This is a genomic window from Paenibacillus sp. F4, assembly GCF_002894905.1.
Classification (GTDB): domain Bacteria; phylum Bacillota; class Bacilli; order Paenibacillales; family Paenibacillaceae; genus Paenibacillus; species Paenibacillus polymyxa_B.
In genome coordinates, this window is sequence record NZ_POVS01000014.1 from 277,411 (window position 1) to 293,463 (window position 16,053).

Here is a 16,053-nt window from a genome sequence, read left to right on the forward strand (position 1 = left end):
AAGCAAGACCGCATTCTTTAATTTCCGTCAGCCCAAATCGACAATGATAAAATCCAGAACGCCAACTATGCCAAATCGTTATATCTATCGACAGCAAAAGGGTGTATTCAGGCCACATGACCGTGAAAACACCCTTTAATTGTTGTGAAGACAATCTCTGCTCTTGTTGTTCTACACTTTTTCGCGATCCTTGCCTTTGTCGGATTGCCCTGCATTTTTATTGGCGGCATCCCGATCCAGCTGCATTTCTTCAACCGTCTTCACCTTAAGTCGTGCTGCTCCCTCATAAGGTTGGGTTGGAATCAGATCGCCTGCAGCCAGACGTTGACGCGCCTCGGCAATCGCTGCTCCGTATTGCGGCAGCCATGCTTCCTGCGCCACCAGCATTTCATCAACCATCTGCCAAATTTCTTTCGGATTACACACCGCGCCTACTAGCGGATCCATCATAAATGCTTGTCGCAGCAGCTTATCATCTCCGTGTACAGCCGCTTCAACAGCCAAACGCTGGACGGAAATACTTACATTACAGACGGCAGCAAGACCGAGCGGAAGGTCTCCTACATGTGGCATGGAGATACCATTCCGATCCACATATCCAGGTGCTTCAATAATCGCGTCGTCTGGCAAATTGGAAATCACACCGTTATTTACGACATTAAAATGCCCCCGGTATACACGTCCGGTTTCCAAACCTTCGATAATGTATGAACCATGCTCTTCACCGCGATTTTCCGCCTTGTACTCCAATGGATCTTCTTTCATCCAGTTAGGGAAATCTGTTTCAAACCAATTACGTCCTTCTGTACATACACGCAGATAACCGCCTGTTTCTCCGTTGATCCAGCTGCCTAGATCAATCCAGTCCAGAATTTCATTCGGACGCTTCCGGTACCAAGGTACATATTCACTTAGATGACCATTCGACTCTGTGCTGTAATAGCCAAAACGACGAAGCATGTCGATGCGTACCTTTTCGGTGCGGCTATATTCAGGATGTTTTTCAAAAGCCTCCAGCAGTCCAGCTGTCAGATCCTTGCCTTCATGTGACGCCTGAATGTACCACGTCTGGTGATTGATTCCGGCGCACACAATGTCCACATCCTGCTTCTCCAGACCATACACCTCGGCAATTTGGTGATGCCCATGCTGGACGCCGTGACATAGACCGATTGTACGCACACCGCTGTATTTATTGCAGGCCCACGTCATCATCGCCATGGGGTTCGAGTAGTTCAGCAGCAATACATCCGGTGCACTTAGCTCGCGGATATCCTTGCAGATGGCCAGCATTTCAGCAATACCACGCTGACCATACATAATCCCTCCTGCACACAGGGTATCGCCAACGCATTGATCCACGCCATATTTCAGCGGAATATCCACATCGGTTGCAAAGCCCTCCAGCCCGCCAACCCGGATCGTACAAATGACGTATTTGGCATCCTTTAAAGCTATCTTTCGGTCCGTAGAGGACTGTATTTGTATGGATAAACCGTTCTCCCGTATATCCCGTTGGCACAGCTCAGTGACCATATCCAGATTGTGCTGACTGATATCCGTAAAAGCCACTTCAATATCATTAAATTCCGGCACCGATAACAGATCTCGCAAAATTCCACGGGTAAAACCAATGCTCCCTGCTCCAATAAACGCTACTTTAAATGACACGGCATTCAACCTCCGGTAATTAGAATTGGTATATATCGTCATTGTAGCAATAGGCCTATGGAAAGCGTTATCAAAATCATGACCAGTTTCGTGCTTAGGTGTCAAAAATCCTAACTTTCGCGTTAACAAATGGTTGTCCATTTCCATTTTGCTCCATCCCGTTTCTCTCTTTCTATCTAGTGTTTTTTCAGTTCAATATGTACTTTAAGTGCGGTAAATGTAGTAACATAAAAGAAAACATTGGAGAGCAAGGAGCAGCCTAAGATGAACAAAAAGATTATCTTTTTAGATATAGATGGAACGCTAGTGGATGATGATGGTATGATTCCCGAATCTGCAAAAGCAGCATGTATCGAAGCGAGAAAGAATGGACATCTGATTTATTTATGCACTGGCCGATCCAAAGCGGAGATTTATGATTTTATCATGGAGGTCGGTTTTGACGGGATCATCGGAGCTGGCGGGGGCTTTGTAGAAATCGAAGGCGAGATGTTATATCACCACAAAGTATCGGATGAAGATGTTAAACATATGGTCGATTACTTTGATGAACATGATTTGGACTTTTATTTGGAATCGAACGGGGGACTGTTTGCGAGTAAAAACTTTTTGCCCCATGTGGAACGGCTTATCTATGGTGATGTGGACAATGATCCCGTAGCCAGAGAAAAAAAAGAACAACGTCCGCATCCTTTTATCACTGGCCTAACTATAGGAGAGGACAACCTGTATCGTAGTGACGTGAACAAAGCATGCTTTTTGGAAAACAAAAATGTTCCTTTCGAACAGATCAAAAAGGAATTTGCAGGGAAATTCGAGGTTATTCAATGTACTGTATCTGCTTTCGGGCAAGACAGCGGCGAGCTAATGGTTCCCGGTATTCACAAAGCCGTAGCTATTGAAAAGCTTATTGAGCATTTGGGAAGATCCCAAGAAGACACCATTGCTATCGGAGACGGGATGAACGATGCTGAAATGATTGAATATTGTGCGCTAGGAATTGCTATGGGAAATGCCAAACCGGGCCTCAAAGCCATTGCAGATGACATTACGGATGCTGTCGATGAAGATGGACTGTTTCACAGCTTTAAAAAGCATGGTCTGATTTAGTGAGGTTATTTTTTTATACTTAAGCCCCTGCAGTAGTTTCTGGACTTAAAAATGTCCTAATTCTACTGGTAGGGGCCTATCTCCAATGCTATCTTTCCACGGAATTCACTTAGTGCTTGCTCGGCTTCCATCTCCTCAATAACCGCGCTTATGCTGACGATAGCTGCGTGCGGTTGTTTTGTTGCTGTATAATGAATTAAGTCTCTAAATATTGACAAAGGAGCAAGACATGTCAAACCGTAAATGGACATTTATCCTTATCCCCGTCTTCCTGCTATTTGCCTGGCTGCTCTTTCAGTTCACTCTGTCTTCTTTTCAGATTCACCAATTTGCAGAGTTATTGAAGACGGTTTCTCCAAAAGACGGGGTTTCCGATACAAAAGTCGTACTGATATCACAGGAGTTGGATAATTATTACTGGCGGTCAATCGAACAAGGAGCCCGAAAGGAAGCGGAACAGTACGGTATGCGGCTCGATTATATCGGGCCGGACCGCATTAATCCGTCCGAGCAGGTCAAACTGCTGGATAAAGCGATCGCCAGTAAGGCGGATGCAATTCTGGTTCAAGGGATAAATGATCCAGAGTATCGCCGATTAATCGACAAAGCAGCCGGACTTGGCATCCCCGTCATCACGATCGATACGGATGAACCAGACTCCCGTAGACTAGCTTACGTGGGAACGGATAACGAAGGAGCAGGAAAACGGATGGGCGCGCTGTTAGCGAAAGCCTCTAGAGAGCGTGGCGACATTGGAGTTATGATCAGTAGCGAGCGCGTCGAGAATCAGCGACTCAGGCTTGCTGGATTTCGTTCCGTGATCGGTCACTATCCCAAGCTCCGCATTGTGGAGATTCGCTCCTCAAATATTTCACGACTTCAGGCAGCACAGCAAGCTCAGAACATGCTCACCCGGTATCCGCAGATCCGCTACATGGTCGGATTCAGTGCGCTGGACGGCCTTGGCATTCTGGAAGCCTCGGAGCGGCGCGGCGGGCGGAGTTTGCAGATTTTCGCTTTTGACGATATGACCGAGACGTTGGAAGCCATCAGAGATTGCAAAATCGAACTGACCATTGTTCAACAGCCAGAGGAAATGGGGGCTAAGGCCATAAAATTGCTGAATGATTATCTAAAGGGGAATGCCCCCCAGGAATTAACATACACCAGGATATATGAGATGCATGCGGACACTCCCGACAACATGACCGGAGATGACAGACGATGACGATCAGAACGAAGCTGCTTCTGTTCATCCCTCTTCTAGTTGTGTTCGCCAATATCATCGCTTATTTTGTATTCCAAAGCGGAAAGGTCGTACAACAGAGCTACGATGAAATGCTTGGCCGAATTCTCCTCATTGAGCAAACCTCCGAATCGGCGGAGAGCAACTTAAAGCTCCTATATGCCTATCTGCTTAATCCAAGAGGCGATAAGGCTGTGCAGGGTCCGACAGAATACCAATTAATGCAGTTGAAAGCCAGAATTCAGGAAGTCTCCGACTCGACCGACCCTTCTTTCGCCGAAGAGGACTACATGAATCTGTTGGCCACATTTCTTGAACAGAAACAAGCCGCAGTTCTGGATGCAGAGGCACAAGATCCTCAATCGGCTTTTGAACATTATATTGAAGCGGAAAAAACCGTCAGCTATATTCATGAGGAGGGTCAGCAACTGATCGATGATGAACTGGCTTATTACCGGCCAATCATTGAGAACATCCGGAACAAGAATGAGCGAATGAATGGATGGGGAGTGGCGTTGTTCGGCATGAACGCGCTGATGGGGGTTTTGCTTGCAATCTGGGTCTCGCGCAGCATTACTGGCCCTGTCGGCAGACTTGTCGGACTGGCGAAGCGAATCGCCACAGGTGATCTGAATATCAAGCCCCAACCGCGACGGGATGACGAGCTAGGCGTACTGTCGGACGCCATTTCGCAAATGTCCACCGATTTGAGTATCCTTATCGAGAAGGATAAACAGAGTCTGGAAATGCGGCGGCTTGTGAAGGAACTGGAGCTTCTGGCTCTGCAAAATCAAATTAACCCGCACTTTTTATTCAATACCTTAAATGTGCTCTCCAAGCTGGCGATCCTGGAAGGGGCGGAGAAAACCAGCGACCTGATCGTTTCGCTGTCCAATCTGCTACGGTACAGCCTGCAGAAGCTGGACAAACCCGTAACTCTCCAGGAGGAACTGGATCATATCCGCGAATACGTAACCATCCAGCAGGCGCGCTTCAGGGACAGAATTCGCTTTGATCTTCACTTTGACGCTTCCGTACTTCAGCAGCAAATTCCGGCCCTGACGATCCAGCCATTTATTGAAAACGCTTTTCTTCATGGTGTGGCAGATATGGAAGACGGAGCCATTATCGTGTTAACGCTGTCGAGAGCAAACGAAGATGTACAAATTGAAATTTCGGACAACGGAAAGGGCATGACGGAGGAAACCCGACTGTCCGTACTCCGTCTTAAAGGCGAAGCCGAAAGCGGCAGTTCAACAGGACTTGGAATGCAAAATGTGTTTAGGCGGCTGCAGTTGTTCTACGGAAAGGAAGGAATGGTTGAAATCAATAGCAATATCGGACGAGGTACTACCATAACCATACGAATTCCAGTCAAGAAGGAGAGTGAGCGGACTGATGTATCGGTTGTTGATCGCGGATGACGAGGCTTTGGAGAGAGAAGGACTGGAATTGACAGTGGAACGGGCGATGCCGGGGATATTCCGGTTTATTCATGCCGGCAACGGCCGCATGGCGATTGAATGTGCGGAAGAGCACCGTCCCCATATTGCCATTCTGGATATCAATATGCCTGGAATCGACGGGCTTGCGGCGCTTCGTGAATTAAAGGAGCGGCTTCCCGATACCCGATTCGTGCTCGTCACTGCCTATGATTATTTTGCCTATGCCCGGGAGGCGCTCTCTTTGGGTGTAAAAGAATATATTCTGAAGCCGGCGAAGCGAGAACTGATCATCGGTACACTGAAACGACTGATTGAAGAAATTGAGTGCGAGAAGCGGGCACGTACGGAAGAATTGGAGCTTAGGCATAAAATCTCACAGTTAATGCCGCTCGCAGAAAATGAGCTGGCTTTAATGCTTATGGTCGACCAGACCGTGGATTCGAGCGCTTCCCAGCTATCAGAATGGCTGGACTTTCCTCTTGATCAGGGAAGCGCCATCATTGCCGCCTTTGACGGATATACGGACGAGCAAGATAAAAAGAAAATTTACGATCATTTCCGAAGCTATGTAAAAACGCATGGTCCGAATGCCATTGTAAGCTCTTTGATTGACCATCATGTAGCCACTTTTTTACGCAAGCCGCCTGCTACCGGCGAAAACGACTGGCGGCAGTTGGTTAATCACCTTGTTCAGCAGCTTTCCGAGCTTGCCCAGCAGCAACTTGGTATAAAGACAGCCATTGGAATCGGATCGCTGCATAACGGCGAGGAAGGACTTCGCAAGTCCTATTTCGAAGCCGTTTTTGCCTCCACCCTAAGCAAACGGGATGGAGGTTACTGCCACTTTGACGAACTGAAGTCATCAGAGGCTGGAAACGCTTCTTTGCTTGCCGTCAAAGCGGAGAATGGAATGCTTCAGCAGACGTACGTCATGTCAGCACTGCAACGGATACGCGAACAGCGGGAGGTTCAAACACTGACTATGCTGGGTAGGGCGAAAATGTATATCGAGGAACGGTTCAACGATGATCTTTCGCTGGAAGAAGTGGCTGATTTTGTCCATTTGAATCCTCACTACTTCAGCAAAATTTTCAAACAGGAATACGGAGAAACATTCATCGACTTTGTAACCCGGCTACGGATTGATAAAGCCATCTCTCTGATTAAGGCCGGCAACCTTACTCTTAAGGAAATCAGCTTTGAAGTGGGTTATAAGGACCCGAACTATTTTAGCCGCGTCTTTAAGAAGATAACGGGCGTTCCTCCCACTGAGTTCAAAGGCCAAAAATAGTAGAGATTCATCCATGCCGACTATCGGCATGGATTTTTTTAAGCTCGAATGACAAGGTAATGCTAGGTTCAGCCCCTCCATCTCCGATTCGGGAATGGAAGCCAAAATCGTGCATGAAAAGGTCCGTTTATTGAAGACGATAACCGGCCTTTCTTTTATAAGCGCATGTTATACTTCTCCTCGAAGAACGGAATGAGGTTCCAGAGATCTGGAGGGGAGATGATCATATGGCAGTAATCATCAATAATGAAAGCGCTCAACAGAAAGCGCTTCAATCAGAAAAACCTAATATGCTTTTTGTGACGTTGGTATCCATCGTAGCTGCGCTCGGAGGTATCCTGTTCGGTTTTGATATCGCGGTTGTTTCGGGAGCAGTCGAATTCCTACAGCAACGTTTTTCGCTGAGCGAATTTCAGGTTGGTTGGGCGGTGTCAAGTCTGATTGTCGGGAGTGTCACCGGAGCGGCTCTCTCCGGCTACATGAGTGAAAAGATCGGCAGAAAAAAGGTATTACTGGCCGCCGGATTTTTATTCGTCGTCGGCTCGATCTGCTCTGCGCTTCAAGACACGTTCACCGGGTATGTTATCTTTCGCATGATCGGCGGCATTGGCATAGGAATCACTTCCACCGTTTGTCCGGTGTACAACGCGGAAATTGCTCCCGCCAAATACCGAGGTCGTTTGGTCGCTTTAAATCAGTTGGCGATCGTAACAGGGATTTTCCTGGTTTATTTTCAGAATTCGTGGATCGTCAGCATGGGGGATGAAGCCTGGGGTGTCTCAACAGCCTGGCGCTGGATGTTCGGAGTGGGAGCCGTTCCCGGACTGATCTTTATGCTCTTGATGCTCTTCATACCCGAAAGCCCGCGATGGCTTATTAAACAAAATCGGCCTTATGAAGCGCTGCCGATTTTGCTGAAAATTCACGGTGAAGAAGCCGCTAAGCAGGAAGTGCTTGATATCAAGGAATCATTCAAAAATGAGAACAACTCATTGAAGCAATTGTTTGCTCCCGGTATTCGGGTCGCTCTCTTTATCGGTGTCATGCTCGCCATTATGCAGCATATTACCGGCATCAATGCCATTTTGTATTACGCGCCGGTTATCTTTAAAGGAATGGGACTCGGTACGGACGCATCTTTGACCCAGACCATTTGGATCGGGTTGATCAATGTGTTGTTCACCATCGTATCCGTATGGCTGATCGACAAAGCGGGACGAAAAGTCCTGCTGATCATCGGCACCTCGTTGATGACCTGCTGTTTGGTCATTATTGGAGCCGCATTCAAAATGGGTTTGACCACCGGACCGCTCGTACTCATCCTAATATTGATCTACGTGGCCTCCTATGCTATATCGCTTGGGCCGATCGTATGGGTTATGATCTCGGAGATCTTTCCGAACCGCATTCGCGGCAAAGCGGTAGCCATCGCTTCGATGGCATTGTGGGCCGGCGATTATCTAGTATCGCAGGCATTCCCTCCTCTGCTGAGTTCAGCCGGCCCGTCCAATACCTTCTGGTTATTCGGAGCCATCTCGTTGTTCGTCGTAGTCTTTATATGGCGCAAGGTTCCCGAAACCAAGGGGAGATCACTTGAACAGATGGAAAATATGTGGCTTGGGAAATGACCCAACTTTAGCTCTCAAGAAGCCCGGACACATGTTATAATGCTTCAAAACACACGCCCTCTGAATCATACCGGCCTAAATCGGCAATGGTTCAGAGGCTTCTTATTATCAGTTCCCATCCTCCTCCGCATAGTTCCTCACATTGCGCTCCACAGCTGAGCGGTATTCTACAGGCGTCTTGCCTGTGTGCTTTTTGAACAACATATGAAAATACTGCCTGCTGGCCACGCCTACATAATCGGCAATTTCTTGAATGGGAATGTCCGTTTGCTGAAGAAGCATACGAGCCTTGTCCATTCGCAGCATCGTTAAATACGCGGTGAGGGTTAGCCCAGTATGTTTTTTGAAAATACGGTGCAAATAACCTGGGTGCAGATTCACGGCTGCCGCCATGTCCTTAACCACAATATCTCGGTCATAGTTCAGATGGAGAAATTCAATGCATCGTTTGATGTACATATCCGTTTGCTGCGTGTTGCTGCGCTCTGCCTCTTCCCGTAGACGTGCAATTCGTACTAGCAATTGCATAAAAAGCATCTCTGCCATTGCACCCGGCTGTTCTTTTCGTTGGTCCAGCTCCAGCACGAGACTTTTCAGCGTAAAGTATACCTCTTCCGGGTCCGACAGTACCAGATACGGGAACGGACGTGACATGAGAGTCGTGACCTCCTGCTCCTCTGCTGCCATTTGTCGGATAGACGGCCCTACTCTCACTCCCTCCTTAAAACCAAACTCTACATTTAGCATCCGGCACGGTTGTTCTCCTTCCACCACCAGCCGATGCGGTACACCTGCGTCCAGCATAATAAACTCGCCTTTACGCAGCGTGATGCTTTCTTCCACATTCTCTCCCGTTTGTACATCTACCCTGCAAAAGCCGGAAATCATGTACATAATTTCGGTAGAATGATGATCGTGGTAAGACATGGTATAGTCATGCCATTGCTTGTAATAGTAAGCAAAAAAACGGGGAATATAATCCCCGTCACGCAGCCGTGGCTCAAACAGACTTCCGTTCATCCCCGCACCTCCACAAAATAGATAAGGCTAACATGACAACGTATCTGCAACCGCTCTATTTTCACAGTTTAACAGACTGAGCCATGTACTTCTATTTCACTCCATCGGACGATCTGAAATCCTCTGGAATATGGCAGGCGACTCCTGCCTAAAAGGTTGGGGATTTATCACTTTCTGGACTTAAATACTGAATCAACATTCCCGCAAATCGGTTAGCAATTTCTATATCATCAAGTTCGTTATTCCAATCGTCCTTGGACGTCAGACTCATTTTCTGGAGTATACCCATCATAGACGTGAAGATAAAATGAGCGGTCTTCAAGGGTTCTGTGTCGGACTTTAATGATCCATCTTGGAATCCAACTTCCAGAGCATCCATCAGGAAATGTCGTTCCTTTTCCCGGCTAACAAAATTTTTGTACTGTTCTTTGAGTTCTTGATTTGAATCATAAGCTTCGTAATGCAGATCGAATAGAAGAATAAACTTGATGTATTCTGGATGTTGCCAAGCGTAATCAATCCATGCATCAAGCATCGAAGTAAGCATCTTCTTACCGCTCATTTCGGCTGAAGGTGCCCTTCTAACAAATTCGGTCATGCTCTCAAGGATTTCCATCTGAACCTCAAAGATCAGTTCGTTCATGGACTGAAAGTGCTTATAGAATGTGACCCGACTTACACCAGCCACGTTGCATACATCCTTAATATTAACTTTGAGAAAGCTTTGCTTCATAAAAAGTTCCTTGGCAGCCGCAATGAGTTCTTCCCGATTTTTGTTTTTCAAATTCTGGTGCCAGTTCTCAGTCATTAACAACCATCCGTTTCTCATTTTTCGATTTTTGTAAGGTTAAGAAAAGGGCAGATGCAAGGATAAGTGCACCAAAAATATAAGGAATATGAATGTGTTTGTCAAACAACAAACCTGCTAAAATGGGTCCCAATATATTGCCTAGGCTGGTATACGTCGTATTCAATCCGGCGGCATATCCTTGGCGATCACCAGCTGAGTTCGCGATCATTGTACTTACGGTTGGCCTTAGGAAGGCATTAAAAGCAAAAAACAGAGCCGATACCGCCAGCAGATAACCTAAATTGATCTTAATGATCATTAACAGTAAAGCGACGGCTGTCATGATCAAAGAGAGACGTATAAGCTTCATCTCACCAAGTCTCTTGATGAGATAATCAAGTAGCCATATCTGCACAACGATGCCTATAATTGCACCAACCGTAATGATCATTGAGATTTTAGTGGCATCAAAACCATATTTTCGTTCCACAAAAAGAGCATACACCGTTTCATAATTCATCAAACCTAATGTCATGATCAGAATGAGGAGAAGATAACGAAAATAGGATGTCCGAAATGAGTTTAGGATTTGGTTGCGAATGGGTTCCCGGCGGACCCATTGGCTAGCGGGTTTTCGTTTTTCCTTGGGCAGTGTCTCTGGCATATACAAGCTAAGCAGCGTAGCTACAAGTCCAAGTCCACCAGCAAAAAAATAGGGCACCCTGATGCCAAACTCAGCGATCATACCGCCTAACCCCGGACCAAGCACCATACCCAAATTCATGGAGGCACCCAAGTATCCCATTCCTTTAGCTCGGGTTTCAAAAGTGGTAATATCAGCGACGTAGGCCATATTGGAAGGAACCATTAATCCAATACCTATCCCCCCGATAAATCGGGCAATATATAGAAGAGGCAATGTCGTAGAAACAGCAAACATGAGATCCGAGATGACGGTTAAAAACAGACCGGTGATGATCATGGATTTTCGACCCCATCTATCCGAAAGCTGCCCACCTAGGGGCGAAAAAATAAACTGTGCTGCTCCAAAAGCGGCAATAAGATACCCCGCAGCAGCTCCTGCCGCATTAAATTGTTTCAGATATTCAGGCAGAATGGGAATCACCATACCTTGACCCAATAAAGCAATAAACAAATTCAGCATCAGAATGAAAAGTGGAAATGTAGCAGACTTAGGTAAGCTGCTCATGTTTGTAGCCCCCTTCAACCATTTACACTATGTAACCCTTTACTATGTGTAAACTATATTAGTTGAAGTAGGGACCCTTGTAAATAAAATTACAAACCTATTAAGCCAAGCTAATACCGGAAAGAGATCTTGTTATTCTTGAGTTACACATTGGGCTCCTGTTTTGCAAACTCTTGTAACATCCCTCTTATTTGTTCTACCAATATAGCAGGTGCTTTCTTTGGTGAACCCGTGTCAAACGGAGGCTGAGGATCGTATTCCAAAATCAGCTGAACTCCTTTACTCATATCTTCTCCTAATTCCCATGCCAATAGCTGGAGTGCCATATCAATACCAGAGGAGACACCGGCTGCTGTAACGATTTTGCCCTGACGAACCACTCTCTCATCTGTTGGAATGGCTCCAAGAGATTGGAGCAGGTCTAAGGAACCCCAATGACTGGTGGCTACGGTTCCATTTAACAAGCCTGCGGCGCTCAAAATCAAAGAGCCGTTACAAACCGACGTGGTCCATTTCGTAGTTTCATGTATTTGGCGAATCCAATTTAACGTTTCTTCGTCATTCATTGGCGTTTTATAATTTGGCGGACTGCAACCTGGAACAACAAGAATATCAGCTGAACTAACTTCAGAAAAACTGTAATCAGCATGCAAATAACCCATATTTGAGTCCAGCTTGATTAAGCCTTTTTTCTTAGCGACAAACTTCACTTCACATTTCAGTGTAGCAGCAAATACATCGTATGGACCCATTGCATCTAATGCCGTAATTCCATCGAAAAGCATGATTGCGATTTTCATGATGATCTCTCCTTTGAAGTGGGATTTTATTCATGCACACCCATACTAACATACATATACGGGGTATGGGTATATTTATTATTGTGAAAGCAGTATCTTCATTTCAAACGCCTGTTTAATAGTACTTACCTGTAAAAAGGCATACTTAAAAAGGGCCACCCCCGGGGTAGTCCTTTTAAGTATGCCTGGAAATCTGTTAATCGCGAGCCGGCTTAAGAGCTTTGCTTACTCAATTGACCATAATATAAATCACTGTAAAAGCCTTTGTGAGCCAGCAGTTCATCATGAGAACCATGCTCCTCCAGACGGCCATCCTTCAAGACTAGAATCCGGTCAGCCTGACGAATGGTATTCAGCCGATGCGCGATGACGAAACTTGTTCGACCCTGCATGAGCCGCTCCAGTCCTTCTTGTATCTTCATCTCTGTAATGGTGTCGATGCTGCTGGTTGCCTCGTCGAGTACAAGGATGGAAGGGTTGGCCAAAATAGCACGGGCAATAGCCAGCAGTTGTTTTTGCCCTTGACTGATGCCACTGCCGTTCGCTTCCAGCACCTTGTCGTATCCGTCCTTCATCCGCATGATAAAGGAATGGGCGTTGGCCAGTTTCGATGCTTGTTCAACCTCCTCATCGGTGGCGTCCAGTCTGCCGAAGCGGATATTTTCACGAATCGTCCCCTGAAACAGGAAGGAGTCCTGTAGCACAAATGCCATGCGGGAGCGCAAGCTTTCACGCTGTATGGTGGTGATATCGCGCCCGTCCAGCGTAATCATTCCCTTGTCGGGGCTATAAAATCTGGAAAGGAGCTGGATCAGTGTCGTTTTTCCTGCCCCGGTCGGACCAACCAGCGCGATCATTTCACCAGGTTTGGCTTCAAAAGAGATACCTTCCAGCGTAGCGCTTCCCTCATCATAACCGAAGGAAACATCCGTAAACTGCACCGCCCCCTCCACATGCCCTACCTCCACTGCGCCGCGTTCGTCCTTAGACTCTTCATCTTCATCCAATATTTCAAATACACGCTCAGCTCCGGCAATGGCGGACAGCAGGGTGTTCCACTGGTTAGCCAAATCGTTCAGCGGTCTGGTGAACTGGCGGGCATATTCTACGAATACAATAATTGTACCTATAGTGATGGAACCTCGAATGGCCAAAATCCCACCGATCCCCGCTACAATAGCAAAGCTGAGATTATTCAGTCCGTTCATCAGCTTCGGTATAAAGCCTGAAATCGTTTGTGCCCAGAAGCCCGATAGCCGAATACGGTCATTACGCTCGCCAAAACCACGGATGACTCTCTTTTCCTGCGAAAATGCTTTAATAATCTGCTGCCCGGACAGTGTTTCTTCGATGTATCCGTTCAGTTCGCCCACATTCTTCTGGCGTTCCTTATATAAGGGCCCGGTGCGTCGTGTAATCCAGCGCATCCCGGCAGCCATTAGCGGCACCACGATAAAGGTCAGCAGGGTCATCAGCGGGCTTAACCACAGCATCACCGTGAGTGTACCGATTAGCGTCAATATGCTCGAAAAAATCTGAATGGCGGAGCTGTTAAGCGTAGAACTGACATTTTCGATATCATTGGTCAGACGGCTCATAATCTCTCCCTGCTGACGTTTGCCGTAGAAAGGAATCGGTAGTCGATGCAAATGTGAAAACAGATCGAAACGCATGCGGTACACCGTCTCTTGGGCAATCTCGATCATCCAGATATTTTGCAGCCAGGAGGTTAGCGAGTTGAGCAGATATACAGCTCCTAATCCGATGAGAAAATAAATCCACGTGCGTCCACCCGGACCTTCGAGAAAATCATCTACCGCTACGCCGACCAGATATGGACCCAGCAGAGCCAGCCCGGAGCTGAGCAGTACCATGAACAGTACCAGCATCAGTTTGGCCTTACGGCGGGCCAGATAAGCCCATATCCGTCCTAACGTGCCAGACCAATTCTTCGCTTTGGCCTTGCGGCGTCCTTCAGCTCCCGCCGGATTTCGCAGCACACCGGACGGCGGTGTAGGCTGACGGAACGGTTCAATGAGTTCCTTGAACATGCGACTCCTCCTTTCCGTATTGTGATTCATAGATACGCCGATATAGATCCGAGCTATCCATGAGATGCTCATGACTTCCACTTGCCATCAGGCGACCCTCATCCAGCAGTAAAATCTGATCTGCCGATGCGGTCGAGCTGATCTTCTGCGTAATGAGAAATGTCGTGCAGGACAGGCCATCGAGTGCGTTCAGTAGTGCTGCTTCTGTCCCTACATCCAATGCACTTGTGCTGTCGTCCAAAATCAGCACTGTCGGCTGGCGCACCAGTGCGCGGGCAATCGAAAGCCGCTGTTTCTGTCCGCCAGACAGATTGACACCACGCTGCCCGAGCATCGTGTCATAGCCTTGCGGCAAGCGTTCAATCATATTATGGATTTGCGCCATGCGTGCGGCTTCCTTAATTTGCTCCAGGCTGGCATTCTCCAGCCCCCAAGCAATATTATCCCGAATCGAGCCGGTGAATAGCAGTACCTCCTGAGGCACATAACCAATAGCTTCTCGCAATATGGACGCATCCAGTTCACGAGCGTCCTTTCCGTCAAAGCGCACATGACCTTCATCTTCTTCATACAGACGCGTAATCAACTGCACAAGTGAGGATTTTCCCGAGCCAGTGGCCCCCATAATAGCTATCCGCTCGCCCGATTGCGCCTTAAAAGATATATCCTTTAGGACAGCCAGATCACTGCCCGGATAATGAAAGCTCACCCGGTCCATTTCCACCTGTCCCTCAATCCGTGTATGATGCGTTGAAACAGGCTCCAGTTCTTGCCCATCTTCATTAGATGTTTCCAATACCTCTCGAATCCGCCCGGTAGATGCAGTTGCCCGGGAAAATACAACAACGATACCCGATAAGGCAGACAAGGCTCCAATCGTCCGCAGTGAATAATTGACGACTGCGACAACCTGTCCTACACTGGCATCCCCAGTGGAAATTTGGCCGCGTCCGAACCATAGTACTGCAATAATCCCTGCGTTCATCGTAAACAAAATGAACGGCATCGTCGTTTCTGTCCAGCGTAGAGCGGACACCGTCCCTTTCATCAATTCCCCTCCGTAATGGGCAAAACGTTCGATTTCATGCCGCATCCGCACAAAAACCCGGATGAGACGGATGCCTGTCAGGTTCTCCTGGATTACTCCGTTAACGTCATCCAAGCGTCGCTGGACACCCTTAAACAAAGTGACCGTTCGCCGCATCATCACTAGCACAAACAAGAACAGCACCGGAGCCATAACCGCCAATAGCAGCCCAAGCCTGAAATGCACAACCAGTGCCATCACGATACTGCCGATGACTACAAGCGGAACCCGTGTCATAAACCGCAGGCTCATAAACACCGTATCCTGTACTTGCGTGACATCCCCGGTCAGGCGCGTAATCAGCGACGAAGTGGCAAAACGTTTAAACACAGGATACGAAAAGGATTGCACTTTACGGTATAGCTTTTCCCGCAAATCATAGCCGAAGCTCTGACTTGCATGTGAAGCAAAAAAAGAGCTGGATATACCCGCCATAAAAGCGATAACAGCACTCCCCACCAGTACACTGCCCCATAACCAGACGACAGACAAATCCTGCTGTCGGATGCCCTCATCAATGATTTTAGAGATCAAATATGGCTGTGATAGCTCTACCGTCAATTCCAGCAGCATCATCACGAGCGCTGCGATGGCTGGAACCCGATATTTTTTCAGAAAAGAAAACATCATCCCCACAAGCATTCCTCCAATTGCCCAATAGCCGTACTTCCAGATCAGCGTGTCATGGTTATATGAATCAAGAC

The 16,053-nt window shown here is 47.3% G+C and carries 12 protein-coding genes; 5 read left to right on the top strand and 7 right to left on the bottom strand.

Going from position 1 to position 16,053, the window contains the following annotated elements; translation table 11 throughout:
- Positions 1 to 171: 171 nt before the first annotated feature.
- The gene (melA, locus tag C1T21_RS16495) at positions 172 to 1,671 is read right to left on the bottom strand and encodes an alpha-glucosidase/alpha-galactosidase (protein ID WP_103049060.1); all 1,500 of its coding nucleotides are present in this window, start codon (positions 1,669 to 1,671) and stop codon (positions 172 to 174) included.
- Positions 1,672 to 1,935: 264 nt separating this feature from the next.
- On the opposite strand from melA, the gene C1T21_RS16500 reads away from it, so the two are divergent.
- From C1T21_RS16500 to C1T21_RS16520, 5 genes are all read left to right on the top strand, one after another.
- Positions 1,936 to 2,781, top strand: coding sequence for a Cof-type HAD-IIB family hydrolase (locus C1T21_RS16500; RefSeq protein ID WP_103049015.1), 846 nt, complete (start codon positions 1,936 to 1,938; stop codon positions 2,779 to 2,781).
- Positions 2,782 to 3,010: 229 nt separating this feature from the next.
- Entirely contained in the window at positions 3,011 to 4,009 is a 999-nt protein-coding gene (locus C1T21_RS16505; protein WP_103049016.1) for a sugar-binding protein, read from the top strand.
- Complete coding sequence (locus C1T21_RS16510; RefSeq protein ID WP_103049017.1) at positions 4,006 to 5,451, top strand: sensor histidine kinase; 1,446 nt, start codon at positions 4,006 to 4,008, stop codon at positions 5,449 to 5,451. Before C1T21_RS16505 ends, C1T21_RS16510 begins: the two co-directional genes overlap by 4 nt.
- Entirely contained in the window at positions 5,426 to 6,763 is a 1,338-nt protein-coding gene (locus tag C1T21_RS16515) for an AraC family transcriptional regulator (RefSeq protein WP_103049018.1), read from the top strand. Before C1T21_RS16510 ends, C1T21_RS16515 begins: the two co-directional genes overlap by 26 nt.
- A 227-nt stretch (positions 6,764 to 6,990) precedes the next feature.
- Entirely contained in the window at positions 6,991 to 8,391 is a 1,401-nt protein-coding gene (locus C1T21_RS16520; protein WP_103049019.1) for a sugar porter family MFS transporter, read from the top strand.
- A gap of 108 nt (positions 8,392 to 8,499) precedes the next feature.
- Here the strand turns inward: C1T21_RS16520 and C1T21_RS16525 are convergent, their stop codons facing one another.
- The 6 genes from C1T21_RS16525 to C1T21_RS16550 form a co-directional block, all read right to left on the bottom strand.
- Positions 8,500 to 9,411, bottom strand: a complete 912-nt coding sequence (locus tag C1T21_RS16525; protein ID WP_103049020.1) for an AraC family transcriptional regulator — start codon at positions 9,409 to 9,411, stop codon at positions 8,500 to 8,502.
- A 148-nt stretch (positions 9,412 to 9,559) separates the two neighbouring features.
- Positions 9,560 to 10,219, bottom strand: a complete 660-nt coding sequence (locus C1T21_RS16530) for a TetR/AcrR family transcriptional regulator (protein ID WP_103049021.1) — start codon at positions 10,217 to 10,219, stop codon at positions 9,560 to 9,562.
- Positions 10,212 to 11,411, bottom strand: coding sequence for an MFS transporter (locus tag C1T21_RS16535; RefSeq protein ID WP_103049022.1), 1,200 nt, complete (start codon positions 11,409 to 11,411; stop codon positions 10,212 to 10,214). Before C1T21_RS16535 ends, C1T21_RS16530 begins: the two co-directional genes overlap by 8 nt.
- Before the next feature lie 143 nt (positions 11,412 to 11,554).
- Positions 11,555 to 12,211 (bottom strand): DJ-1/PfpI family protein, encoded by a 657-nt coding sequence (locus C1T21_RS16540; protein WP_023987280.1) that lies wholly within the window; start codon positions 12,209 to 12,211, stop codon positions 11,555 to 11,557.
- Positions 12,212 to 12,423: 212 nt separating this feature from the next.
- A complete protein-coding gene (locus C1T21_RS16545) occupies positions 12,424 to 14,262 on the bottom strand; it encodes an ABC transporter ATP-binding protein (protein ID WP_103049023.1) in 1,839 nt (612 codons plus the stop codon).
- Positions 14,243 to 15,979: an ABC transporter ATP-binding protein gene (locus C1T21_RS16550; RefSeq protein ID WP_103049061.1), complete on the bottom strand. Its 1,737-nt coding sequence runs from the start codon at positions 15,977 to 15,979 to the stop codon at positions 14,243 to 14,245. The genes C1T21_RS16545 and C1T21_RS16550 overlap by 20 nt, the downstream gene beginning before the upstream one ends.
- Between the last annotated feature and the right edge of the window lie 74 nt (positions 15,980 to 16,053).

Bases quoted from the DNA above. Each gene is read 5' to 3' on its own strand.
- C1T21_RS16500 (WP_103049015.1), top strand. From the start codon at position 1,936: ATGAACAAAAAGATTATCTTTTTAGATATAGATGGAACGCTAGTGGAT.
- C1T21_RS16505 (WP_103049016.1), top strand. From the start codon at position 3,011: ATGTCAAACCGTAAATGGACATTTATCCTTATCCCCGTCTTCCTGCTA.
- C1T21_RS16510 (WP_103049017.1), top strand. From the start codon at position 4,006: ATGACGATCAGAACGAAGCTGCTTCTGTTCATCCCTCTTCTAGTTGTG.
- C1T21_RS16515 (WP_103049018.1), top strand. From the start codon at position 5,426: ATGTATCGGTTGTTGATCGCGGATGACGAGGCTTTGGAGAGAGAAGGA.
- C1T21_RS16520 (WP_103049019.1), top strand. From the start codon at position 6,991: ATGGCAGTAATCATCAATAATGAAAGCGCTCAACAGAAAGCGCTTCAA.
- C1T21_RS16525 (WP_103049020.1), bottom strand. From the start codon at position 9,411: ATGAACGGAAGTCTGTTTGAGCCACGGCTGCGTGACGGGGATTATATT.
- C1T21_RS16530 (WP_103049021.1), bottom strand. From the start codon at position 10,219: ATGACTGAGAACTGGCACCAGAATTTGAAAAACAAAAATCGGGAAGAA.
- C1T21_RS16535 (WP_103049022.1), bottom strand. From the start codon at position 11,411: ATGAGCAGCTTACCTAAGTCTGCTACATTTCCACTTTTCATTCTGATG.
- C1T21_RS16540 (WP_023987280.1), bottom strand. From the start codon at position 12,211: ATGAAAATCGCAATCATGCTTTTCGATGGAATTACGGCATTAGATGCA.
- C1T21_RS16545 (WP_103049023.1), bottom strand. From the start codon at position 14,262: ATGTTCAAGGAACTCATTGAACCGTTCCGTCAGCCTACACCGCCGTCC.
- C1T21_RS16550 (WP_103049061.1), bottom strand. From the start codon at position 15,979: ATGATGTTTTCTTTTCTGAAAAAATATCGGGTTCCAGCCATCGCAGCG.